We start from the raw sequence: 25,024 nt of genomic DNA on the forward strand, positions 1-25,024 counted from the left end.
CCCTGTCGGTCGAATGAGGGTAGTAACGAGGGACGATTCTACCCATTCAAGCCTGCGAGCCAAAAGAAAACCGCCACGCGGGCGGTTTCTCCACGAGCGGACCGAGGGCGCGCATCAGGCGGGCGCGCCCTGCCGATCAGTGCCAGCCGTTGTGGCGGCCGTTGTCCCAGCGGCCGCGATCGCCGCCCCAGCCGCGGCCGCGGCCGTGATGGCGGTACCACTCGTCACGGCCCCAGTAGCGACGGCCGTCCCAGTAGCGGTCGCCATGCCAGCCGATCACGATGGCCGGCGCCGGCGCGTAGACAGGGGCCGGCTGATAGACGACCGGCGGCGGAGGCGGCGGCGCATACACGGGTGCGGGCGCGACGTAGACTGGCGCCGGAACGCCGAGATTGATCCCGACATTGACTCCCGCCATTGCTGCGCCCGACACGAGCAAGGCCGTCATACCGGTCAAGAGCGAGGCAACACGCAAGGTCTTCATGGATTCCTCTTCTGGTTGTGTCATGTGTGATTCGACTATAACGGCAAGCGCCGTCTCCGCATATTTCCACTTTGTAAGAACTGATGCGCGGCATCGCAACGGGAAGCCTGCGCTAACGTCTTGTAACAATCGGCGCCCGCCCTGCCCGTCGCGCCCCGTTCCCAAAACACCTTCCATCCTGCCCCGCGGCCCGCGTCAAGCGGCGCCAACGCACACTGCGCGAGCCGAACCGGGCTCCCGCCACGCTTCGGCAATTCGCTGTCGGGCCGGCGCCCCGCGCCGGCGGAAACCTCGCCGATGCTGAAACTCGTCCGACTCGCGCTCGCGCGCCCCTGCACCTTCATCATGCTCGCACTGCTGATCCTGATCGCGGGGCCGCTCGCGGCGCTGCGCACGCCGACCGGCATCTTCCCCGACATCCGGATTCCGGTCATCAGCGTCGTGTGAAATTACGCGGGCCTGCAGCCGGCCGACATGGCCGGGCGCATCGTCACCTACTACGAGCGCACGCTCGGCACGCCGGTCAACGACGTTGCGCACATCGAGTCGCAGTCGTTCCGCAGCTTCGGGATCGTCAAGATCTTCTTACAGCCGAGCGTCGGCATCCGCACCGCGACCGCGCAGGTCACGTCGATCTCGCAGACCGTGCTCAAGCAAATGACGCCGGGCACCACGCCGCCGCAGGTCCTCGACACAACGCATCGACCGTGCCCGTACTGCAGTTGGCGCTGACGAGCGACGCACCGAACGAACAGCGGCTCGGCGACTACGCGACCAACGTGATCCAGCCTCAGCTGCTATCTGTCGCGGGTGTCGCGATTCCGTCACTGTATGGCGGCAAGGTGCGTCAGGTGCAGATCGATCTCGATCCGCAGGCGCTGCAGGCCAAGGGGCTGTCCGCGCAGGACGTCGGGACCGCGCCGGCGCAGCAGAACCAGATCATCCCGGCCGGCACGCAGAAGATCGGCGGCTTCGAATACAACATCCGGCTCAACGACAGCCCGCTGACCATCGACCCAATCAACGTGCTCCCGATCCGGAGCGTGAACGGCGCGGTGATCTTCATGCGCGACGTCGCGCACGTACGCGACGGTTATCCGCCGCAAGGCAACATCGTGCGCGTCGACGGCCGTCGCGCGGTGCCGATGAAAAACAAAAAGGCGGCACTCGCGTGCCGCCTTTTTGTTGCATGAAAACGCATGGATACCGACCGCTGCGCCGCGATGCCGCTCAGCGCGACATCATGTTCATGCTGACGTTGTGCATCACCCACAGTGTGCCGACGATCAGGATCGCCGCGGTCAGCACCGTGTAGCTGAACGCCATCACATTCCAGCGCTGTCCCGACGAGCCGTTCATGTGCAGGAAGTACACGAGGTGCACAACGATCTGCACGAACGCGAGTACGGCAAGCGCGATCAGCGACGCGTGCGGCGACAGCACGCCGCCCATCACGAGGCCGAACGACGCGGCCGTGAGCAGCACCGACAGGATGAAACCGGCGACGTAGCCGCCGACACTGCCGTGCCCTTCTTCGAGTTGAGACGAATGCGAATGGGCCATTTAGATCACGCTCGCGAGATAGACAAAGGAAAACACGCAGATCCACACGATGTCGAGGAAGTGCCAGAAGAGGCTCAGGCACGTCAGGCGTCGCAGGTCGCGATCGGTCAGGTCGCCGCCGCGGAACACGATCTGCCCGGCGAGCACGATCATCCACAGCAGGCCGGCCGTCACGTGCAATCCGTGCGTGCCGACCAGCGTGAAGAACGCGGACAGGAACGCGCTGCGCTGCGGACCCGCGCCTTCCGCGATCAGGTGCGAGAACTCGCGCAGTTCCATCACGAGAAACGCCGCGCCGAGCACGAACGTCACCGCGAGCCATGCGAGCAGCGCACCGCGCCGCTGCTTGTACGCGGCGAGCATCGCGAAACCGTACGTGATGCTCGACAGCAGCAGCGCGGCGGTTTCCACCGCGACGCCAGGAATGTCGAACAGGTCTTTCGCGGTCGGCCCGCCCGCAACCTGCTGGCCGAGCACCGCGAACGTCGCGAACAGCGCCGCAAAGATCACGCAGTCGGTCATCAGGTACAGCCAGAACCCGAACACCGAATGCGACGGCGGATGGTCGTCGTGCTCGAGCAGGGTTGCGCTCAAGGTTTTCTGCAACATCAGTTGGCCTCCAGTTCCACGTCGTCGACGCGCGCGGCCACGCGCTTCGTCGGCTGCTTGTCTTCGATCTTCCGCACCGTCGACGCGGGGATGTAATAGCCGTCGTTATCGCGCGAGCTGTAGATCACGAGCGTCGCGACGATCCCGACGAGCCCGCCGATCGCCATCCACCAGATGTGCCACACCAGCGCGAAGCCGAGCACCAGGCTGAAGATCGCCACCACGAGGCCCGCACAGGTATTCGACGGCATGTGGATGTCGCGAATCGCGGCCGGGTTCGGCCTGCCTTCGCCGCGTGCTTTCATGTCCGCATACGCGTCGAGCGTGCGCACCTGCGGGATCAGCGCGAAGTTGTAGTCGGCCGGCGGCGACGAGGTCGCCCACTCCAGCGTGCGGCCGCCCCACGGATCGCCCGTTGTATCGCGGTACTCGGGCAGGTTGCGGTTGCGGATGCTGACCACCAGTTGCAGCAGCTGGCACGCAATGCCGATCGCGATCAGCACGGCGCCGAACGCGGCGACCAGCAGCCACGGATGCCAGGCCGGGTTGTCGTAGTGGTTGATCCGGCGCGTCATGCCCATGAAGCCGAGCACATAGAGCGGCACGAATGCAACGTAGAAACCGATCTGCCAGAACCAGAACGCCGCCTTGCCGAGCTTCTCGTTCAGCTTGAAGCCGAACGCCTTCGGGAACCAGTAGTTGAAGCCTGCAAGATAGCCGAACAGCACGCCGCCGATGATCACGTTATGGAAGTGCGCGATCAGGAACAGGCTGTTGTGCAGCACGAAGTCCGCACCGGGAATCGCCATCATCACGCCTGTCATGCCGCCGAGCGTGAACGTGACCATGAAGCCGATCGTCCACAGCACGGGAGTCGTGAATTCGATCCGGCCGCGGTACATCGTGAACAGCCAGTTGAACACCTTCACGCCGGTCGGGATCGCGATGATCATCGTCATGATGCCGAAGAACGCATTCACGTTCGCACCCGAGCCCATCGTGAAGAAGTGGTGCAGCCAGACGAGGAACGACAGCACCATGATCGCGCAGGTCGCGTACACCATCGTCTTGTAGCCGAACAGCGGCTTCCTCGCGAACGTCGCGATGACTTCCGAGAAGATACCGAACGCCGGCAGGATCAGGATGTACACCTCGGGGTGCCCCCATGCCCAGATCAGGTTCAGGTACAGCATCGCGTTGCCGCCGGCTTCGTTCGTGAAGAAGTGCATGCCGAGGTAACGGTCGAGGCCGAGCAGCGCGAGCGTCGCGGTCAGGATCGGGAACGACGCCATGATCAGCACGTTCGTGCAGAGCGCCGTCCACGTGAACACCGGCATCTTCATCAGCGTCATGCCCGGTGCGCGCATCTTGATGATCGTCACGAAGAAGTTCACGCCGGTCAGCAGCGTGCCGACGCCCGAGATCTGCAGCGCCCACAGGTAGTAGTCGACCCCTACCCCCGGACTGAACTGCAACTCCGACAGCGGCGGATACGCGAGCCAGCCCGTCTGTGCGAATTCGCCGATCACGAGCGAGATGTTGATCAGGATCGCGCTGACGGCCGTCATCCAGAACGAGAGCGAGTTGATGAACGGGAACGCGACGTCGCGCGCGCCGATCTGCAGCGGCACGACCAGGTTCATCAGGCCGACCATGAACACCATCGCCATGAAGAAGATCATGATCACGCCGTGTGCCGTGAAGACCTGGTCATAGTGGTGCGGCGGCAGGTAGCCGGGCCCGTTGTACGCGAGCGCGAGCTGCATGCGCATCATGATCGCGTCGGCGAAGCCGCGCAGCAGCATGATCAGCGCGACGATGATGTACATCACGCCGAGTTTCTTGTGGTCGACCGTGGTCAGCCATTGCGTCCACAGCCATTTCCACCGGCCGGTGATCGTCAGCGCGGCGAGAATGCCCAGCACGACCAGCCCCATGAAGGCACCGGCCCCCATGATGATGGGCTGGTCGAACGGGATCGCCGAGAGTGTGAGTTTGCCGAACATGCGTTACCCCTTCGTGCCGCAGGCGGCGTCCTTCAGGTCGAGGACGTGGCCATCGTTGTATTTCGCGATGATGTTGTGGAAGAGCCGCGGATCGACCGACGAGAAGTAGCGTACGGGCGCCTTCTCGCTCGGCTGCGCGACGGTGCCGTACACGGTCGCGTCGAGCCGCTCCGGCGACGCCTTCACCTTCTGCACCCATGCATCGAACTGTTCGCGCGGCTCGGCGAGCGTGCGGAACTTCATGTCGGAGAAGCCACGGCCGCTGAAGTTGGCCGACGTGCCCGCAAAGTTGCCGGGTTCGTCGGCGATCAGGTGCAGGCGCGTCTGCATGCCGGCCATCGCATAGACCTGGCCGCCGAGCTGCGGGATGAAGAACGAGTTCATCACCGAATCCGACGTGATGCGGAAGTTCACCGGCGTGCCGACCGGAATCGCGAGCTGGTTCACCGACGCGATGCCGAGTTCCGGATAGATGAACAGCCACTTCCAGTCGAGTGCGACGACCTCGACGTCGATCGGCTTCACCGACGACTCGAGCGGCTTGTACGGGTCGAGCTCGTGCGTGGTCTTCCACGTAAGCACGCCGAGGAACAGGATGATCAGCGTCGGCACCGTCCAGATCACGACCTCGATCGCGGTCGAGTGCGACCAGTTCGGCGCGTAGGTGGCATTGCGGTTCGACGCGCGGTAACGCCACGCGAACCACAGCGTGAGCAGAATCACCGGCACGACGACGATCAGCATCGCCCAGGTGGACGTCGCGATCAGCGCCTTTTCGGCAGCGCCCACGCTTCCTTTCGGATTTAGTACATCTAAATTACAGCCTGACAGGCTCAAAGCCGCGCCGATCGACATCAGCGCCGCCCCGCCTTTTGAAGCTTTTCTTTTCATCACACAGCCCGAGGGTCATTGAATCCGTTTGCGTATGCCCGATGCGCATTCGATCCACGAAAGTGGCCGAATCATACGTCGCGCGAGTGCGATGAAAAACCAGCTAATGCGGAAAATCATCATTGCAGAATCTGCCGTGAGACAGATTGTCGCGGGGCAATTTCACGCAGCCGGAAGCCGGCCCGGCGCGGCCTGCGCCGGGCCAGGACCGGATCGATGTGCGTGCAACGACCGCACCGCCGCCGTGCGATGCGTCCCGCTCGCGCGACGTGCCGCGATCAGCCGTGCGTCGATGCCATGTACGACGGCTGCGGCTGCGCGGGGCCGTCCCCTGTCGGCAGCTTCGAATGGCTCGCGTCCTCGATCAGCCTGCCGACGGTCGGATCGATCGCGTCGGTGAACGGCTTCGGATCGATGCCGACCGCCAGCACGACCAGTGCGAGCGACGCGAACATCACGATCTCGCGACGGTTCAGGTCGGCGAGCTTCGCGATCCGCTGGCTCGCGACCTTGCCGAACACGACGCGCTTGAGCATCCACAGCGTGTACGACGCGCTGAGGATCAGCGTGAGTGCCGCGATGGCGCCGATCCAGAAGTTGAAGCGAATCGCGCCCATGATGACCATGAACTCGCCGACGAACCCCGACGTGCCCGGCAGGCCGACGTTGGCCATCGCGAACAGCACCGTGAAGGTCGCGAAACGCGGCATCACGCCCGCGACGCCGCCATACGCGGCAATCTCACGCTGCTTCGTGCGATCGACGAGCACGTTCACGCACAACAGCATCGCGCCCGCGACGAAGCCGTACGACACGAGCTGCACGATCGCGCCTTCGACACCGATCCGGTTGAACAGGAAGAGCCCGAGCGTGACGATCCCCATGTGTGCGACCGTCGAATACGCGAGCAGCCTGCCGAGATCGGTCTGCGCGAGCGCGATCAGGCTCGCATAGACGATCGCGAACAGCGACAGCGCGATCACGGCCGGCGCGAAGAAGTGGCTCGCATCGGGCGTGACCGGCAGCGCGAAGCGCAGGAACCCGTAGCCGCCGAGCTTGAGCATCGCGAGCATCAGCGCGGCGCCGGTCAGGCCGTCGGTGTAGACGTCGCTCAGCCACGTGTGGACCGGCCACATCGGCACCTTGACCGCGAAGGCGACGAAGAAGCCGAGGAATACCAGCAACTGCGGTGCGAAGCCGAGCTGCAGCGTGCGCCAGACGGCCATGTCGAACGTATGCGACTGCGCGTACAGATACAGCATCGCCATCAGCAGCAACAGCGAGCCGGCGAACGAGATGAAGAAGAACTTCACGGCCGCGTACACGCGACGCTCACGCCCCCACGTGCCGATCAGCAGGTACAGCGGGATCAGCGTCGCCTCGAAGAAGATGAAGAACAGCAGCCCGTCCTGTGCGACGAACACGCCGACCATCAGCCCCGACAGGATCAGGAACGACGCGTAGTACTGCGCGACGCGTACCGTGACCGACTCCCACGACGCCACCACCACCACGAGCGTCGTGAACGCGGTCAGCACGACGAGCCACAGCGACGCGCCGTCGATGCCGACCCGCCATCCGGAATTGAATGCCGCCAGCCAGTTGCGGCTTTCGACGAACTGCATCGCGGCCGAGTGCGCATCGAAACCGGCAACCAGCGGCGCGACCGCCGCAAGCCCCACCAGCGCGCCGACGAGCGCAATCAGCCGCGTACGGCGTGGATGATGATCGGAACCGGCGCGCAGCAGGCCCGCGCCGAACAGGATCGGAGCCCAGATGGCCAGGCTCAGGAAGGGAAAATCATGCATGTCAACAAGGCCTAGATGAAGTCGCGCACTGCATCGGGGACAGGCGAGACGAAAGGAACGAAATCAATTCGATAGATAGATTTCGTGAATCGCCAGTGTTGGCAAAATGTAAAGCGGCATCACCGGAAAACTTGATGTCGCTCAAACGCGATCGGGTTAACCAGCATAAGGCGATTGATTATTTTCTGCAGCGCAGCAGAGCATCATTTTTTCGCATCAGCTTATACCACTGATTTTTATACGTAATTTTTTGCATTGCTCGATGACGCCGATCGCGAAATTCGACGCAGCGCCGCATTTTTGACACTGGCGGCCTATTCCTGAGGGTCGAAACGAGCTAATTGACGCCTTCCAGGACAGCGCGTGTGCGGCTCTCAATCCTTACGCATATGCTTTCATATACATTTCATGTCGACTTGCTCGACGCAGGTCGTGGGAGTGATTTCTCAACCCTCGCCTTCATGTTTCCGCCGCGATCGCGGATGGCTCAGGCGAGCCCATCTGTTCATCTTCATCCCGCGACGATGATCGTGTTGCGCAGGAAATTGGACGAAGCGGCTGTCACGCGTGGCATGGACCGGCGACAATGCGAGCGTCATCGCTCCGGCGCCATGGGGCGCACCGGTCATGCCGCTTGCGGCGAGCTGTGCCGACTTCGATGCGGGCCCGTGACGATCGCGTCGTCGCCATGCAGACATCCTGCAACGCGGCGTGCGTGTCGAACGCGAGAGGGAACGGATAGAGCACGAGTTGCAACGCTGGCCGGGCTCCAGCGCGACACGCTGCGCGGGGATCGCGCAGCACTTGCACTTGCGCAGGATCTGCTGGCGCTCGCCATACGTGTATATGCTGGCGACTGTCGCATGCCGGTAACCGCATAGCCGGGCAACGTCGAATCGCGTATCGCCCCGAACGATCCGAACCGGTCCGTCGGGCGCCTCGGGCATCCGTCGCGGCGCCCCTGCCGCGCCCGCTTCCGTGTTTCCCCTATTTACAGACCGATCCACGTCCCGTACCATCTGAACATGGTAACGATACCACAAAAGAGATTGACCATTCGCGATATCGCCACGCTTGCCGGTGTGTCGACGTCCACGGTCTCGCGCGTGCTGAACAACTCCGGTTACGTGAAGGCCGAGGTACGCGAGCGCATCGAAACCGTGATATCGCAGACGCACTACACCCCGTCGGAACTGGCGAAGCAACTGAAGTCCCATCGCTCGGGGCTGATCGGCGTGATCATTCCGAAGATCAACTCCTATACCACGGGCGAAATCGTGGCAGGCATCTCGTCGACGCTCGAACCACTGCGCTACCAGATGCTGCTGGCCAATACGAACAACTCGGTCGCGGAAGAAGCCGCGGCCTACGATCTGTTCCGCCGGCAGCGGGTCGCGGGCGTCCTGCACCTTGGGACGACCGTCAACGGCGGCCTCGTCGACGCGATCCGCGAAGCGGGCCTGCCGATCGTGATGATCGGGCAGGACGCGAGCCATCTCGGCATCACGAGCGTGATTCAGAACGAGCGCTCGGCGGCATGCCAGATGACCGAGCATCTGCTCGGCCGCGGGCATACGCGCATCGGGCTCGTGACGGTGGGCGAAGAGGATCTCCAGGTCGGCGGCGAGCGAACGGCGGGCTATGGCGACGCATTGCGGGCGCGGGGCATGCCGGTCGATCCGGAGCTGATCGTCCGTGCGAGCTTCCGGGCCGAGGCCGGCGAGGAAGCGGCGGAACGCCTGCTGCGGATGACGGGCGACGCGCGCTGCACGGCGATTCTGGCGGTGACCGACCGGCTCGCGGTCGGCGTGATGGCCTGCCTGCACGACCGCGGCATCCGCGTACCCGACGACATGGCGGTCGCGGGCATGGGCGATAGCGACATGGCGCGCATGGTGCGCCCTGCCCTGTCGACCGTGCATTACGACTACGCCGACACGGGCGCGGAGGCGGCCCGGCTGATGCTGGAAATGCGCGAGACCAAGAACGGCAAGGTGTCGCGTGCCGTGATGCCGTACCGGCTCGTGCTGCGCCGGAGTACCTGACCGGACGCGCAGAACACTGGCGTCCGGCTGAAAGCCCGAGGAACGAACCGATCCGGGCATCGGAGACGATGATGTGGTATCGATACCATATGGCATCGATACCACATCGACCCACTCAAGGAGGAGAACATGACTGAAATCGAAACCGCACATGCGTTGCTGCCGCTGATCGGCGGCGCCGCGAACGTCGCGCGGCTCTCGCACTGCGCGACCCGGCTGAGGCTCGTCGTCCACGACGCGGACAAGGTCGACCATGGCGCGATCGGCGCGATCGATCTCGTGAAAGGGTCGTTCAGCGGCGCCGGACAGGTTCAGATCATCATTGGCCAGGGCATCGTGGAGAAAGTGCACGACGCCCTGCAGCCGCTGCTGGGCGCGTCGGCCGCCGGATCGCTCGACGCGCTGAAGCAGGAGGTCGTAGCGCGGCAAAACCCGGCACAGAAGCTGGCGCGCACGCTGTCGAACATCTTCGTGCCGATCATTCCGGTGATCGTCGCATCCGGCCTGCTGATGGGTCTGCTCGGCATGCTGAAAAGCATGGGCTGGGTCGCCGGCGACAGCGCCGGCTTCCAGATCCTGAATATCTTCGCGAGCACGGCGTTCGTGTTCCTGCCGATCCTGATCGCTTTCTCGGCAGCCCGCGATTTCGGCGTTTCGCCGTTTCTCGCGGCGGCGCTCGCCGGCATCATGATCCATCCCGAGTTGCAGAATGCGTGGACGCTCGGCACCGGCGTCCATGAATACTGGGATCTGTTCGGGCTGCATATCGCGAAGGTCGGCTATCAGGGCACCGTCCTGCCGATCCTGCTGGCCGTCTGGATGATGTCGTGGATCGAGCGGGGCCTGAAGCGGTGCATCCCGGCCTCGATCGACCTGATCTTCACACCGTTCCTGACGCTGCTGATCTCGGGCGCGATCGCGCTGACCGTGGTCGGCCCGATCGGGCGCGCGCTCGGCGACGGCCTGTCGTTCGGCCTGCAGGCGATCTACCAGCACGGCGGCGCGCTTGCGGGCATCCTGTTCGGCGGCCTGTATTCGATGATCGTCATCACGGGCATCCACCACAGCTTCCATGCGATCGAGGCGGGCCTGCTCGCCAGTCCGGCGATCGGCGTCAATTTCCTGCTGCCGATCTGGTCGATGGCCAATGTCGCGCAAGGCGGCGCGGCGCTCGCCGTGTTCTTCACCACGCGCGACGACAAGATCCGCCAGGTTGCGATACCCGCCGCACTGTCGTGCCTGGCAGGCATCACCGAAGCCGCGATCTTCGGCGTCAACCTGCGGTTCTTCTGGCCATTCGTGTTCGCGGCGATCGGCGGCGCGGTCGGCGGCGGCTGGGTGGTGGCGACGCACGTCGGCATGACGGGGCTCGGCCTGACGGCTTTGCCCGGGCTCGCGATCGTGCGCCCGGATGGCCTGCTCAACTATGTGATCGGCGGTGTGCTCGCGTTTTCGGTCGCGTTCGCCGGGACCTGGCTGCGCAGCGTCGGCATGAAGAAGCCCTATGGAGAGCTGTCCGGTGCGTGACATGACCAAGCTCGACATCCGCGACGACCGCTGGCGGCCGTCGTTCCATCTGTGCCCGCCGTACGGACTGATCAACGACCCGAACGGCCTGATTTACTGGCAAGGCGCTTACCACGTCTTCTACCAATGGAATCCGGACGGCTGCGTGCATCAGAACAAGCATTGGGCGCATGTTGTCAGCACCGACCTGATTCATTGGCAGTCCTTTCCGATCGCGCTGGCGCCGGATAGGCCGTACGACGCGCAGGGCTGCTATTCGGGCTGCGCGATCGACGTGGACGACGCGATGCTGCTGATGTACACGGGCAACGTGCGCGACGACTCGGGCGGCCGCGCGAGCCATCAGTGCCTCGCGCGCTCGTCCGACGGCGTGCGGTTCGAGAAGCTCGGGCCGGTGATCGACGGCGCGCCGCCCGGCTACACCGATCATTTCCGCGATCCGAAAGTGTGGCGGCAGAACGGTGCATGGCATGCCGTCTTCGGTGCCCAGCGCAACGATCTGAAGGGAACCGTCGTGCTCGCGACGAGCCCGGATCTGCGTGCGTGGCGCATCGTCGGCGAGCTGCTCGCGCCGACCGATGCCTGCTACATGATCGAATGCCCGGATCTGTTCGCGCTGGACGACGAACACGTACTGATCTGCTGCCAGCAGATCGAGGAAGCGCGCAGCGGCGCCGCGTACCACGAGGATCGGGCCGGCTATCTGGTCGGCCGGCTCGACGTGAATGCCGCGACGTTCGCGCACGGCGGCTTCCGGGTGCTCGACCACGGCTTCGATTTCTATGCGCCGCAAACGCTGCACGCGCCCGACGGGCGTCGGCTGATGATCGGCTGGATGGGGCTGCCGTCCCGGCCGGATACGCCGACCGTCGCGGCCGGCTGGACACACTGCCTGACGCTCCCGCGCGAACTGCGCGTCGAGAACGGGCAGTTGCGGCAGCAACCGCTGCGCGAACTCGAGCGTCTGCGCGGGCCGCTCGTCGGGGTGCCGGAGACCCGGCTTGCCGCCGGCGAATCGTTGACGCTGCCGCCATCACCGGGCGCGGCGTGGGAGCTGGACATGTCGATCCGCGCGGAAGCCGGCGCGGACTGGGTACTGCACCTGTTCGACAGCGACGCGCAAGCATTGCGCGTCGTTCGCGACGGTCGTCGCGGCCGGCTCACGCTCGTCCGGCACTGTCCCGCGGCCGGGCAGTTCGACGAACACGCGGCCTATGAAACCGCATCGGACCTCACCCGGCTGCGGCTGTTCGTCGATGGCAGTGCGGTCGAGCTGTTCGTCAACGACGGCGAGGCGGTCTTCACGACGCGCTGCTACCCGACATCGGCAACAACGTCGCCACGCGTGACCGCCACCCGGCCGCTGACGCTGCACGACACCCGTATGTGGCCATTACAAAAAAGAGACGCGTAGCAACGCCGTTCTCGCCAATCAATACCCATCAGAGGTTTGGAGACAGACATGAAAACGTGGATCGGCGCGCTGATCGCGTCCGTATCGCTTTACCCGTGCGCAAGCGCATTCGCGGTGGATCTCGGCGACGATTTCCAGTTCAACGGCTATGTCCGCGCGGGCTTCGTATCGGAGCGCAGGACCAACGGCGGCGACGTCAACAAATACGCGCTCGGCAACGGCGGCGAAGAGTTCCGCCTCGGCAACGAAGGCGATACGTACACGGAACTCGGCCTCAGGAAAACGTTTCATTTCGACGGCGGCATCACGTGGTCCGCCGCGTATACCGCGACCTACTGGAATCCCGAAGCGAACCGCTTCGTGAGCAGCCACGGACAGTACTTCGCCAAGGAGGCGTACGTGACGACGAGCGGCTACGCGTTCTCGCCGTCGACAATCTTCTGGGCCGGCAAACGCTATATCGAGCGCGAGGATGTCCATATCGTCGATCACTTCTTCTACAGCGTCGGCGGCCCGACGATCGATCCCGGCATCGGCGCGACCAACATTCCGCTCGGCGCGTCGGCCCGGCTCGGCGTCAGCGTGTTCCGCAGCCAGCAGCATTACAGCCCGACCCTGAACCGGAAGGACGCGACCCGCATGAACGTCGACGTCTACGACATTCCGGTTGGGTCGGAGGGCAAGCTTCGCGTGATCGGCGAGGTGCTGCGCGGCGATTTCCCCGGCGGCTCGTTCGGCAGCGCGCTGACGCTCAAGTACGACAAGGCCAATTTCGTGCTGCCCGGCATCACGAATTCGGTGTGGCTGCAAGGCAGCACCGGCTATGCGTCGCTCGAAACGGGATTCGGCGATCTGACCCAGCCGAACGGCACGCGCAGCGTGCGACTGCTCGACTCCGTGACCTGGCAGCTCGGCCGCTTCGGCGGCCAGGCGCTTGCCGAGTACCAGCGCGGGCAAGGCGCGCATGGTTCGGGCAGCACGACGGGCACCTCGTTCGGCGGACGGGTGTCGTACGCGGTCGCGCGCTACGTGAAGCTGTTGTCGGAGTGCGGCTGGTCGACGCTGCGCGTCAACGGCGGCCCGCTGCAGAAGCTCGACAAATATACAGCGGCGATCGCGTTCAGCACCGGCCCCGAGTTCATGACCCGCCCCGAACTGCGGTTCTACGCGACCCGTGTTGCGTGGAATCAGGCCGCACTCGACGCGCAGGGCGCGAACTGGGGTTCGTGGTCGGCCGGCCGGCAATCGACAAACATGTTCGGGGTTCAGGTCGAAAGCTGGTGGTGATCCGTCAATGCAGCAGTTTCATATTCACGATGCAATTCATCTGGAGTGCAATATGTCGACTCAACCGAATCACGTCACCGTGCTGGCGCCGCTCTCCGGGACGATCGTCCCGATCGAGGCCGTGCCGGATCCCGCCTTCGCGCAAAAAATGGTCGGCGACGGCCTGTCGATCGATCCCGAAACCGACGTCGTCCTGGCGCCGATCGACGGCCGGGTCATCGATCTGCACGCATCCCGGCACGCAGTCGTCATCGAGGGCGACGGTGGCATCCGGATCATGGTGCATGTCGGCATCGACACGGTCATGCTCGACGGCGAGGGTTTCGAGGCGCTCGTGCGCAAGGGCGACGACGTGCGCGCCGGGCAACCTCTGTTGCGCGTCGACTTCGCGCACGTCGCCGCGCACGCGGCGAGCGTGCTGACGGAAATCGTCGTCGTCAACGGCGAATGCGTATCGCAAATCGACAAACGCGACGGCCTCGTCGAAGCCGGCAAGAGCGTGCTGCTGACGCTGCATCTCGCGGCGCGCGGGAACGAAGGCCAGGCGCCCGAACCGGACGGCGAGTGGCTGTACGCGCCGTTCGTCGAACTGCCGAATCCGGCGGGCCTGCATGCGCGGCCGGCCGCCGTGCTGGCCAGGGAAGCCCGGTCATTCTCCGCGCACATCGTGCTGTCGTGCGGGACGCTCGGCGCGGATGCCAAATCGGCCGTCGAGGTGATGGCGCTCGCGACGCGGCAAGGCGATCCAGTCCGGCTGAGCGCGCGCGGCCCCGACGCCGCGCAGGCGCTCGACCGGCTCGTGGGCGTGCTGCGGGATGGCTGCGGCGAGCGTCTCGAGCGCGTCGCCGCGGCCGGGCCGTCCGGACTGGCCACGACGCGCAGCGCGGCGGCAGCAACCGATCCGGCGGACGGCGCGTTCGCGGGCGTGCCCGCGTCGCCGGGGCTCGCGGTCGGCCGCATCGTGCAGTGGCGCGCCGCCGAACTCGAATTCGACGAGACCGGCGGCACCTTCGACGAAGAACGGGCGCGCCTGTTCGCGGCGCTGCGGCAGGCGGGCGAGCAGATACAGGCACTGGTGGCCGGTCGCGGCGAAGCCGGCGCCTGTCAGGCCGAGATCATGGAAGCGCATCTCGCGCTGCTCGACGATCCGGCGCTGATCGATGCCGCGGAAGCCGCGTTGCGCGCCGGCTCGAACGCGCCGGGCGCGTGGCACCAGGCATGCCGGGCGGTGGCCGGGCGGCTGGCCGCGCATGCGAGCCCGCTGCTGCGCGAACGGGCGTCGGACATCCGCGATGTCGGCCTGCGCGTGACGTCCCTGCTGACCGGCGTGCGACGCGCGCTGCCGGTGCTGAACGCGCAGTCGATCGTGCTGGCCGACGACCTGACGCCGTCGGACACGGTCGCGCTGGATCGCGACCGGGTCGTCGGCCTGTGCACGGTATCGGGCGGCCCGACCAGTCACGTGGCGATTCTGGCGCGGTCGATGGGAATCCCGGCGATCTGCGGCATCGATACGGCGGCGCTATCGCTGAGCGACGGCGTGACCGCGGTGCTCGACGGCACGGCGGGCACGCTCCGGATCGATCCCGATCCGGCGCTGCTCGCCGACGTGACGCGGCGCATGGACGCCGCCGCCGCGCAGCGCAGCGCGAACGAGCGGGACGCGCACCGGATCGGCAGCACGCGCGACGGCCATCGCGTGGAGGTCGTCGCGAACGTGCGCGACGCGGCGGACACCAGGCAGGCGCTGGCGGCCGGCGCCGAAGGCGTCGGGCTGCTGCGTTCGGAATTCCTGTTCGAGGATCGGGCGGCCGCGCCGGGCGAGGACGAGCAGGCGGCCGCCTACGAGGCGGTCGCAGCCGAACTCGGCCGGCACCGGAAGTGCGTGGTCCGCACGCTCGACGTCGGCGGCGACAAGCCGCTGCGCTACCTGCCGCTGCCGAAGGAGACCAATCCGTTTCTCGGCCTGCGGGGCATCCGCGTCAGCCTCGCCTACCCGGATCTGTTCCGCAGCCAGTTGCGCGCGATGCTGCGTGCGGCGCCCCATGGGGATCTCCACGTCATGTTCCCGATGGTGTCCGATCTCGACGAGGTGCTGGCGGCGAAACGTATCCTGCGGGAGGAACAGCAAACGTGTCCGCATCCTGTAAAGATCGGCGTGATGGTCGAAGTACCGGCCGCCGTCGCGATCGTCGAGGCGCTGGCGCAGGAGGTCGATTTCTTTTCGATCGGCACCAACGACCTTGCGCAATATACGCTGGCGATCGATCGCGGCCACGCGAAGCTGTCGGCGCAGGTGGATACGCTGCATCCGGCCGTGCTGAAGATGATCGACCTGACGGTGTCGGGCGCGCACGCGCACGGGAAATGGGTCGGGGTCTGCGGCGCGATGGCTTCCGATCCCGCCGCGACCGCGCTTCTCGTCGGACTCGGTGTGGACGAGCTGTCGGTCAGCGTGCCGGCGATCGCCGCGATCAAGGCAGAACTGGCGACGCTCGATTTCGATGCCTGCCGGACGCTGGCCCGGCACGCGCTGACGCTCGGCAGCGCGGCACAGGTGCGCCGCGCAATCGCGAGCTGACCGGGCGGACGCGCCACGACGCGCGTGGCGCGCGTCCACTCCCCCCGTTTGTCAACATGGATCAATACCTGCACGATGACTACTTCCGCTTCTTCATCCGCGCTCGATCAGCCGCTCGACATGGTGATCTTCGGCGGCGCCGGCGACCTGTCCGCGCGCAAGCTGCTGCCGGCGCTCTACATGGCGCACCTGCACGGCAGCCTGCCCGACGCGACACGCATCGTCGCGGTGGGCCGCAGCGACTGGTCGCGCGAGCGCTACCTGGACTTCGTCGAGCAGCACTCGCGGCCGTTCGTCGACGACCACGCGCTGAATCCGCAAGCGTGGGATAGCTTCCTGTCGCGCTTCGACTACGCGTGCGTCGACGTCGGCGTCGCGGACGCATATGGCCATCTCGCCGGGAAGATGCGCGGCGACGCGTTGCGCGTGTTCTATCTCGCGACCGCGCCGAGCCTGTTCGAGACGGTATGCGACAACCTGGCCCGCTGCGGACTGGTCGACGACCGCGCGCGGGTCGTGCTGGAGAAGCCGCTCGGACACGACCTCGCGTCGGCGAAGGCCATCAACGCATCGGTCGGGCGCCACTTCCCGGAAGACCGCATCTACCGGATCGACCACTATCTCGGCAAGGAGACCGTGCAGAACCTGATGGTGCTGCGCTTCGGCAACGCGATCTTCGGGCCGCTGTGGCAGACGCCGTATATCAAGAGCGTGCAGATCACGGTCGCGGAATCGGTCGGCGTCGGCAGCCGGGCGGGCTTCTACGACGGCACCGGCGCGATGCGCGACATGGTTCAGAACCACCTGCTGCAACTGCTGTGCATCGTCGCGATGGAGCCGCCGGTCTCGCTCGATCCCGATGCGGTCCGGGACGAGAAACTGAAGGTGCTGCGTTCGCTGCGGCCGATGACGCCCGAGACGATCGCCCGCGACACGGTGCGCGGCCAGTACACGGCGGGCGCGGTGGACGGCGAATCGGTCAAGGGGTACCCGGACGAGACCGACGTGCCGGCCGGCAGCGGCACGGAAACCTTCGTCGCCTTGCGCGCGCAGATCAACAACTGGCGCTGGGCCAACGTGCCGTTCTTTCTGCGAACCGGAAAGCGCTTGCGCGAGCGGCGTTCGGAGATCGTCATCGAGTTCGCGGACATGCCGTTCTCGATCATTCCGCGCGGGCCGTACAGTCACGGAAACCGCCTCGTGATCCAGCTCCAGCCCGAGGAATCGATCCAGTTGCAGATGCTCGCGAAGGAGCCGGGCAGCGGCTTGCAAGTGCTGCCGGTCAGCCTGAATCTCGATTTGCAGCAGGCGCTCGCCGGGCGCCGGGCCGAAGCGTACGAGCGCCTGCTGATCGACGTGATTCGCGGCCGCCTGACGCATTTCATGCGTTGCGACGAACTCGAGGCGGCCTGGGCCTGGATCGATCCGATCCTCAAGGGCTGGAAGGCACTCGGCGACAAGCCGCGCAGCTATATCGCCGGCACCTTCGGACCGGCGGCATCGTCCGCGCTGATGGCGCGCGAAAACATGGTCTGGTCCGAGGAGATCTGAGCGCGCGGTGGCAATGCCGGGGTGGAGGCGGCTCGCGGCACGTGGGGTTGTCGGATGCGGCAAGCGGCGGAGCATCGCGCCGCGCGACGCCGCTCCGGGGCACACCGGCGAGCGGAGCCGTCCGCGCCCGCACCGCCGCCGCCATACGCTCTGCCCATGGCGCGACGACGACGCCGGCCACCGGCTTGCGCCGCGCCGGTCGACCCTACTCCGCCTTGCTCCGCGCGCCCTTCTTCACACGCTTGCCGCGCGGCGCTTCCTTCGCAAGCTCAAGCGGTGAGTTGAAGTTTTTCGCAATTGCGACGGCGCATGACCATGAATATGGTGTCCCGGACGTGAGAACTTCAGCGTCCCGCCCACCGACCTTGGCCTCTCACCATCGCGCGCTTCTTCCCGAGCCAGCCGGCCGCACACCGCAAACTCGACAACGACCTGCCGTTCACGCTCAAGCGATGCGTGTCGCTGGAAGCTGACAGGTCAACGCGCACTGACGGGCCTGCTGAGGGGCTGAAAAAGAAAAAGCCCCGCAAGTCCGAGAACTTGCGGGGCTTTGTCACCGCTTATGGCGGAGACGGAGGGATTCGAACCCTCGATCCAGGTTTTGGCCCAGATGCTCCCTTAGCAGGGGAGTGCCTTCGACCTCTCGGCCACGTCTCCCAAACTTTCGCTCGCACCAGGGAGGCAGTGCGACGAGAACGAAATAATATAGGGTTTCGAACCGCACGTCAATTTCCGTGATGCATTTTCTTCAATGCATCACGAAAAATTCACGATGCCTGGTCGAGTTCGAATGCCTTGTGCAGCGCGCGGACGGCCAGTTCCATGTATTTCTCGTCGATCAGCACCGAAATCTTGATTTCGGACGTCGAGATCATCTGGATGTTGATGCCCTCTTCCGACAGCGTGCGGAACATCTTGCTCGCGACGCCCACGTGCGAACGCATGCCGACGCCGACGACCGACACCTTCGACACCTTCGGGTCGCCCTGCACCTGCTCGGCATTCACATGGCCCTTCACCTGGTTGGTGAGGATGTCCATCGCCTTCTGGTAGTCGCCACGGCCGACCGTGAACGTGAAGTCGGTTTTGCCCTGGACGCTCTGGTTCTGGATGATCATGTCGACGTCGACGTTCGCATCCGCGACCGGGCCGAGGATCTGATACGCGATGCCCGGCTTGTCGGGCACGCCCATCACAGCAATGCGTGCTTCGTCGCGCTGGAACGCGATGCCGGAAATGACTGCCTTTTCCATGGTCTCGTCTTCTTCAAAAGTAATCAGGGTGCCCGAGCGCATTTCTTCGTCGAGCGCAATCAGCGGATCGGTCAGGCTCGACAGCACACGCGTCTTCACCTGGTATTTGCCAGCGAATTCGACCGAGCGGATCTGCAGGACCTTCGAGCCGAGGCTGGCCATTTCCAGCATTTCCTCGAACGTCACGCGATCGAGGCGTCGCGCCTCTTCGACGACGCGCGGATCCGTCGTGTAGACGCCGTCGACGTCCGTATAAATCAGGCACTCTTCGGCACCCAGCGCAGCCGCGACCGCCACCGCCGACGTATCCGAGCCGCCGCGGCCCAGCGTCGTGATGTGACCGTCCGGATCGACGCCCTGGAAGCCCGTGATGATCACGACCTTGCCTGCATTCAGATCGGCCTTCACGCGCTCGTCATCGATCGAGTGAATGCGCGCTTTCGTGAACGCGCTGTCGGTCTTGATCGGCACTTGCCAGCCGGCGTAGCTCACGGCCTCGACGCCGATTTCCTGCAGCGCGATCGACAGCAGGCCGACGCTGACCTGCTCGCCCGTCGACGCGATCATGTCGAGCTCGCGCGGGCTCGGCTGGCTCGAAATCTCTTTCGCAAGACCGAGCAGACGGTTGGTTTCGCCGGACATCGCCGAAGGCACGACCACCATCTGGTGCCCGGCCTGATGCCATTTTGCGACGCGTTTCGCGACGTTCTTGATGCGCTCGACCGAGCCCATCGAAGTGCCGCCGTATTTGTGTACGATGAGTGCCATTGTCGTTCTGAACTGGAGGAGAAACCGCACGGGCGCGCTGGGCAGGCCGCGTAGCCGTTCGGTCACGCGGCTTGTGGCTGTGGACGGACGACGAGAGGGACGGCTGGGACGCAACACGCAAGCGTGACGGATTTTGCCCGGAAGGCCGATCAGGCCGCGCAAACCGGGTACGTCACGCGGAAAACCTGCACAAATCGCTCAAAAATCGAGCCGAGCAAACGACCGAGCGTACCCGATAGAGGCCCGCTTGACAAGCCGCTCGCGGCGTCCGGGGCCGTTCCGGCGCTGTTTACCAAATGGTGAAAATGGGCGTGCCATCGGGCCGCGGGTGGCCTGCCGCCGTCATGCGATCAGCAGGTCCGGACGCCATTCGATCCGGCGCCACGCGCCGTCGCCGGGCGCCCCGCCACCGGTCACGCCGGCATCGCGGTTCACGCCAAGGCGCGGCACATAGATCAGCAAGTCGCCAGCGAACAGCAGCGGCACGTCGCGCTGCCACGCGGGCACGCCGCGCTCCTGGAACAGGTTCTTCAGCGTACGGCCCGGGCCGCCCGGCGACGTGCGCATCCGCTCGCCGCCCGCGCGGGCACGCGCCGCCAGCCGCGCGTGGCGCAGCAGCGCCTCCGGCACCGCATCGGCGCTTCCCGGATCGGCCGGCGCGAACACGAACGTACCGCGCCATCCCGGCAGGTGCCAGACTTCCTGGCCGTCCCACGCGAGCACCGCTTCAGGATACGGGCTCCCGGTGCCGTCATCGGCCGGTTCGCTGCTGTCGGCCGCTTCCCAATAGACGACATCGCGATAAAGGCGCAGGCATTGCCCCGCGTGATCGACGCGCAGCGCATGGGCGACATGTGTGGCACGCAACTGCCGCATCATGTTGGCGAGCCGGGCGGCCGACGCACCCGGCAGACCGAGCCGGCGCATCCAGAAGCGCAGCAGGTTCGCGCCGCGCGTATCGTCGAACGCGACCAGCGCGTCGCGCGACAGCGCCTGCCCGTCATCGCGCACGGCCGCGGCGAAGTCGAGTTCGGCCAGATCGTCGAGCAGTCGCTGTGCCGCCGCCGCATGCTGGGCCGCACGGCCGAGCGCGTCGCGAAAGCCCGGGAAATGCACGGCCAGCGCCGGCAGCACGTCGATGCGCAGCGCATTGCGCGCGTAGCGCGTGTCGTTGTTCGATTCGTCGTCGATCCATGCCAGGTCGTGCTGCGTCGCATAGCGCTCGAGTTGCGCTCGCAACAGTCGCAGCAGCGGGCGCACACGCTCGACGCTCACGCCGTCAGGGCGGTAACGCGGCGCCATGGCGGCGAGCCCCGCGATCCCCGCGCCGCGCAACAACTGCAGCAACACGGTCTCGGCCTGGTCGTCCGCATGCTGCGCGAGCCACAGCGCAGCCGCGCCGTGGCGTTCGCACATCTCGTCGAGCGCCGCATAGCGTCGCTCGCGCGCCGTCGCCTCGACACCCAGGCCGCTGTCGCGCGGCACGTCGACGCGCATCGACTCGAATGCGACCCCGAGCCCAGCCGCGCTCGCCTCGGCATGCGCAACCCACGCGTCGGCATTCGCACTCAGTCCGTGATGCACGTGCAGCGCGACACAGCGCGACGCGCCCGCGACGCGCACTGCCGCGTCGAGCAGCACCGTCGAGTCGAGGCCGCCGCTGTACGCGATCGCGATGCGTGCGTCGGGCGGCATGCCGGAAAGCGCAACGCCGACCGCGTCGAGGACGACGCGATCGGCGGAGAATTCGGTTGGCGGAATCACGAGAGGCACGCGCGCGCAGCGGCGCACGAATAGAGGACGCAGCCGGTCATGCGCCCGGCGTGGTTTCCTTGAACTTGCCGTAGGCCATCAGGCGCTCGAAGCGGCGCTCGCGCAGCGCATCGATACTCATGCCCTGGAACTGGCGCAGCGAATCGGCCAGCGCACGGCGCAGCAGCGCTGCCATGCCCTTCGGATCGCGATGCGCGCCGCCGAGCGGTTCGTTGATGATCTTGTCGATCAGGCCCAGCGCCTTCAGGCGGTGTGCAGTCAGGCCCAGCGCCTCCGCTGCTTCCGGCGCCTTCGCGGCGCTCTTCCACAGGATCGACGCGCAGCCTTCCGGCGAGATCACCGAGTAGGTCGAGAATTGCAGCATCATCACGGTGTCGGCCACCGCGATCGCGAGCGCGCCGCCCGAACCGCCCTCGCCGATCACCGTCGTGATGATCGGCGTCTTCAGCTCGGCCATCACGTACAGGTTGCGGCCGATCGCCTCCGACTGGCCGCGCTCTTCCGCGCCGATGCCCGGGTACGCGCCCGGCGTGTCGACGAACGTGAAGATCGGCAGGCCGAACTTCTCGGCGAGACGCATCAGGCGTTCGGCCTTGCGATAGCCTTCCGGACGCGGCATCCCGAAGTTGCGCGCGGCGCGCTCCTTCGTGTCGCGGCCCTTCTGGTGACCGATCACCATGCACGGATGGCCGCCGAAGCGCGCGAGGCCGCCGACGATCGACAGATCGTCCGCGAACGCCCGGTCGCCGTGCAGTTCGTGAAAATCGGTAAACAGTTCCGCAACGTAATCGAGCGTGTACGGACGCTGCGGATGCCGCGCGATCTGCGAAACCTGCCACGGCGACAGGTTCGCGTAGAGGTCTTTCGTCAGTTGCTGGCTTTTCTTCGACAGCCGCTCGATTTCTTCCGAAATGTCGACAGCCGAGTCGTCCTGCACGAATCGCAGCTCTTCGATCTTGGCCTCGAGTTCGGCGATCGGCTGTTCGAAATCCAGAAACGTGGTCTTCATGTGTTCGAATCCTTGGGTCTTGCGGCAGCGCGTATTCTACCCGCGCGGGCGACGCTCAAAACCGGCTCTCAACTATTGATGTTTAAAACCCGATAGCCAACGCTCAGGCGTCGCCGTCGGGCGCATCGAGGCTGCGCCACATGTACCAGGTCGCGACGGTGCGCCACGGTTCCCAGTTGGCCGCAACCTCGCGCGCCTCGCTGCGCGTGACGGGTTCCCCGCTGAAGTAATTGACGCTGATCGCGCGAATCAGGCCAGGGTCGTCGAGCGGCAGGACGTCCGGCCGCGACAGGTTGAAGATCAGGAACATCTCGGCCGTCCAGCGGCTGATGCCGCGGATCTGCGTCAGTTCCGCGATCACGTCCTCGTCGTCCATCGACGTCCATTTGTCGACGTGCAGCGCGCCCGACACGAAATGCTGCGCGAGATCGAGGATGTATTCCGTCTTGCGCTTCGACAGCCCGCACGCGATCAGTTTGTCCGCGCCGAGCCGGATCACCGGCTGCGGGGCAAGTTTCGGACAGGCATCCCCGATGCGGGCCCACAGCGACTGCGCCGACGGCACCGAAATCTGCTGGCCGACGACCGAGCGTGCGAGCGTGACGAACGGGTCGCCGCGCTTCACGAGATGCGCGGGACCGAACTTCGGAATCAGTTTCTTCAGGATCCGGTCGCGCTTGACGAGGTCGGCGCATGCCTTGTCCCAGTAAGCAGGACGCACGACGACCTCCTCGCGGTCCGCTTCGGACGCACGGGCCTTGCGGGCCGCGTCGGCGGCCGGCAGCGCAGCCACCGGCTGCGCATGACCGTTGAGCGCGCCGTTCGGCACGGCACGCGTCGCGTCCGTCTTCTCCGGCGGCACGCGCTTGGCTGCCGGACGCGCGGCGACCGGGGTCGCGCGCCTGACCGGCGCTTTTCTGGCCGTTGCCATCTTGCCTCCTACCTGACGGATCGGTCAGTGGAACGCACCGCGCTCATACGCGACGCCATTCGGTCGATCCGCCCGGTTTGTCTTCAAGTGCGATACCGGTCTCGAGCAGTTCCGCCCGGATCCGGTCCGCTTCGGCATAGTCCTTCGCTTGCTTCGCCGCGACGCGCGCGGCGATCTTCGCTTCGATCTCGTCGGCGGCAAGCCCGCCCGCCTGCGCGGCGCCCAACGCCTGCTGCAGGAACGCGCGCGGTTCGCGGCCCAGCAGGCCGAGCAGGCCCGCCAGCTGTTTCAGTTGCCGCGCGAGCGATGCGTCGCGCGTGCGATTCACCTCGCCCGCCAGCTCGAACAGCGTCGCCACCGCGACCGGCGTGTTGAAGTCGTCGTTCATCGCGGCTGCGAAACGCTGCGCGTGCGGCTCACTCCAGTCGAGCGCGAGCGGATCGGCTTCAACATCTTTCAGCGCGGTATAGAGACGCGTGAGCGACGCGCGCGCATCGTCGAGATGCACGTCGCTGTAATTGAGCGGCGAACGGTAGTGCGTGCGCACGATGAAGAAGCGCATGACTTCGGCATCGTAGCGCTCGAGCACTTCGCGGATCGTGAAGAAGTTGCCGAGCGATTTCGACATCTTCTCGTTGTCGACCTGCACGAAGCCGTTGTGCATCCAGTAACTGACGAACGTCTGGCCGGTCGCGCCTTCGCTCTGCGCGATCTCGTTCTCGTGGTGCGGGAATTGCAGGTCCTGCCCGCCGCCGTGGATGTCGAAATGCGCGCCGAGCAGCGTGCAGCCCATCGCCGAGCACTCGATGTGCCAACCCGGGCGACCCATCCCGTACTTCGACGCCCACGACGCGCCTTCCGGATCTTCCGGCTTCGCGCGTTTCCACAGCACGAAATCGAGCGGATCTTCCTTTGCATCGTTCGCGGCGACGCGCTCGCCCGAGCGCAGATCGTCGAGCGACTTGCCCGACAGCTTCCCGTAGTTCGCGAACTTACGCACCGAGTAATTGACGTCGCCGTCGGTCGCCTGATACGCGTAGCCGTTCGTCTCGAGCGTCTCGATCATGCCGAGCATCTGCGGAATGAACTCGGTCGCGCGCGGCTCGATGTCGGGCCGCTGGATGCCGAGTGCGCTTTCATCGTCGTGCATCGCGCCGATGAACCGGTCGGTCAGCGACTTGATCGTTTCGCCGTTCTCGACCGCGCGGCGGATGATCTTGTCGTCGATGTCGGTGATGTTGCGCACATACGTGACCCGGTAACCGATCGCACGCAACCAGCGCTGGACGAGGTCGAACACGACCAGCATGCGCGCGTGGCCCACGTGACAATAGTCGTATACGGTGATTCCGCATACGTACATCCGCACTTCGCCGGGCTGGCGCGGCACGAAAACTTGCTTGTCACGCGCGAGCGTGTTGTAGATGCGCAGTGATTCCATAGAGATGAACCGTGAGCCGAAGGAAACCGCCCTGGCGAAGCTCGCCCAGCATGCGAAACGGACGGACCCTCTGCTGCGGCACC

Annotated in this window: 17 protein-coding genes, 1 tRNA gene and 1 pseudogene; 7 read left to right on the plus strand and 12 right to left on the minus strand. The window is 65.6% G+C overall.

Going from position 1 to position 25,024, the window contains the following annotated elements; genetic code table 11:
- Positions 1-136: 136 nt before the first annotated feature.
- Positions 137-484 (minus strand): hypothetical protein, encoded by a 348-nt coding sequence (locus HWX36_RS18365; protein ID WP_175953426.1) that lies wholly within the window; start codon positions 482-484, stop codon positions 137-139.
- 297 nt (positions 485-781) lie between these two features.
- Here HWX36_RS18365 and HWX36_RS18370 point away from each other — a divergent pair.
- A pseudogene (locus tag HWX36_RS18370) lies at positions 782-1,632 on the plus strand (efflux RND transporter permease subunit); the annotation flags it as partial.
- 82 nt (positions 1,633-1,714) lie between these two features.
- Here HWX36_RS18370 and cyoD read toward each other — a convergent pair.
- From cyoD to HWX36_RS18395, 5 genes are all read right to left on the minus strand, one after another.
- Positions 1,715-2,047 carry a cytochrome o ubiquinol oxidase subunit IV gene (gene cyoD, locus HWX36_RS18375; RefSeq protein WP_011352504.1) on the minus strand — a complete coding sequence of 111 codons (333 nt, stop codon included), beginning with the start codon at positions 2,045-2,047 and terminating at the stop codon, positions 1,715-1,717.
- Positions 2,048-2,656, minus strand: a complete 609-nt coding sequence (cyoC, locus tag HWX36_RS18380) for a cytochrome o ubiquinol oxidase subunit III (protein WP_175953427.1) — start codon at positions 2,654-2,656, stop codon at positions 2,048-2,050.
- On the minus strand, positions 2,656-4,662 hold the full coding sequence (cyoB, locus tag HWX36_RS18385) for a cytochrome o ubiquinol oxidase subunit I (RefSeq protein WP_175953428.1): 2,007 nt from the start codon (positions 4,660-4,662) through the stop codon (positions 2,656-2,658). The genes cyoC and cyoB overlap by 1 nt, the downstream gene beginning before the upstream one ends.
- 3 nt (positions 4,663-4,665) lie before the next feature.
- The gene (gene cyoA / locus HWX36_RS18390) at positions 4,666-5,553 is read right to left on the minus strand and encodes a ubiquinol oxidase subunit II (protein WP_175953431.1); all 888 of its coding nucleotides are present in this window, start codon (positions 5,551-5,553) and stop codon (positions 4,666-4,668) included.
- A 278-nt stretch (positions 5,554-5,831) separates the two neighbouring features.
- Positions 5,832-7,361 (minus strand): NADH-quinone oxidoreductase subunit M, encoded by a 1,530-nt coding sequence (locus HWX36_RS18395; protein ID WP_175953433.1) that lies wholly within the window; start codon positions 7,359-7,361, stop codon positions 5,832-5,834.
- Between the two features lie 1,049 nt (positions 7,362-8,410).
- Here HWX36_RS18395 and HWX36_RS18400 point away from each other — a divergent pair.
- The 6 genes from HWX36_RS18400 to zwf all read left to right on the plus strand — a co-directional run bounded on the left by HWX36_RS18400 (position 8,411) and on the right by zwf (position 17,766).
- The gene (locus tag HWX36_RS18400; RefSeq protein WP_244136445.1) at positions 8,411-9,406 is read left to right on the plus strand and encodes a LacI family DNA-binding transcriptional regulator; all 996 of its coding nucleotides are present in this window, start codon (positions 8,411-8,413) and stop codon (positions 9,404-9,406) included.
- A gap of 129 nt (positions 9,407-9,535) precedes the next feature.
- Positions 9,536-10,933 (plus strand): sucrose-specific PTS transporter subunit IIBC, encoded by a 1,398-nt coding sequence (locus tag HWX36_RS18405; RefSeq protein ID WP_175953437.1) that lies wholly within the window; start codon positions 9,536-9,538, stop codon positions 10,931-10,933.
- 1 nt (position 10,934) lies between these two features.
- Positions 10,935-12,347 (plus strand): glycoside hydrolase family 32 protein, encoded by a 1,413-nt coding sequence (locus HWX36_RS18410; RefSeq protein WP_175953439.1) that lies wholly within the window; start codon positions 10,935-10,937, stop codon positions 12,345-12,347.
- A gap of 48 nt (positions 12,348-12,395) precedes the next feature.
- Positions 12,396-13,634, plus strand: coding sequence for a carbohydrate porin (locus HWX36_RS18415; RefSeq protein WP_175953440.1), 1,239 nt, complete (start codon positions 12,396-12,398; stop codon positions 13,632-13,634).
- Positions 13,635-13,686: 52 nt separating this feature from the next.
- On the plus strand, positions 13,687-16,215 hold the full coding sequence (gene ptsP / locus HWX36_RS18420) for a phosphoenolpyruvate--protein phosphotransferase (protein WP_175953441.1): 2,529 nt from the start codon (positions 13,687-13,689) through the stop codon (positions 16,213-16,215).
- 75 nt (positions 16,216-16,290) lie between these two features.
- Positions 16,291-17,766, plus strand: a complete 1,476-nt coding sequence (gene zwf, locus HWX36_RS18425) for a glucose-6-phosphate dehydrogenase (RefSeq protein ID WP_175953442.1) — start codon at positions 16,291-16,293, stop codon at positions 17,764-17,766.
- Between the two features lie 563 nt (positions 17,767-18,329).
- Here zwf and HWX36_RS18430 read toward each other — a convergent pair.
- The 6 genes from HWX36_RS18430 to cysS all read right to left on the minus strand — a co-directional run bounded on the left by HWX36_RS18430 (position 18,330) and on the right by cysS (position 24,941).
- Positions 18,330-18,423, minus strand: a tRNA-Ser gene (locus HWX36_RS18430).
- A gap of 110 nt (positions 18,424-18,533) precedes the next feature.
- Entirely contained in the window at positions 18,534-19,787 is a 1,254-nt protein-coding gene (locus HWX36_RS18435; RefSeq protein ID WP_027787050.1) for an aspartate kinase, read from the minus strand.
- 342 nt (positions 19,788-20,129) lie between these two features.
- Complete coding sequence (gene tilS / locus HWX36_RS18440; protein ID WP_175953443.1) at positions 20,130-21,551, minus strand: tRNA lysidine(34) synthetase TilS; 1,422 nt, start codon at positions 21,549-21,551, stop codon at positions 20,130-20,132.
- 46 nt (positions 21,552-21,597) lie between these two features.
- Entirely contained in the window at positions 21,598-22,569 is a 972-nt protein-coding gene (locus HWX36_RS18445; RefSeq protein ID WP_006478433.1) for an acetyl-CoA carboxylase carboxyltransferase subunit alpha, read from the minus strand.
- A gap of 103 nt (positions 22,570-22,672) precedes the next feature.
- Positions 22,673-23,500, minus strand: coding sequence for a DNA-3-methyladenine glycosylase (locus HWX36_RS18450; RefSeq protein ID WP_175953444.1), 828 nt, complete (start codon positions 23,498-23,500; stop codon positions 22,673-22,675).
- A 43-nt stretch (positions 23,501-23,543) separates the two neighbouring features.
- Entirely contained in the window at positions 23,544-24,941 is a 1,398-nt protein-coding gene (gene cysS, locus HWX36_RS18455; protein WP_175953445.1) for a cysteine--tRNA ligase, read from the minus strand.
- Positions 24,942-25,024: the final 83 nt, after the last annotated feature.

It is taken from the genome of Burkholderia sp. BCC0405 (assembly GCF_902833075.1).
Classification (GTDB): domain Bacteria; phylum Pseudomonadota; class Gammaproteobacteria; order Burkholderiales; family Burkholderiaceae; genus Burkholderia.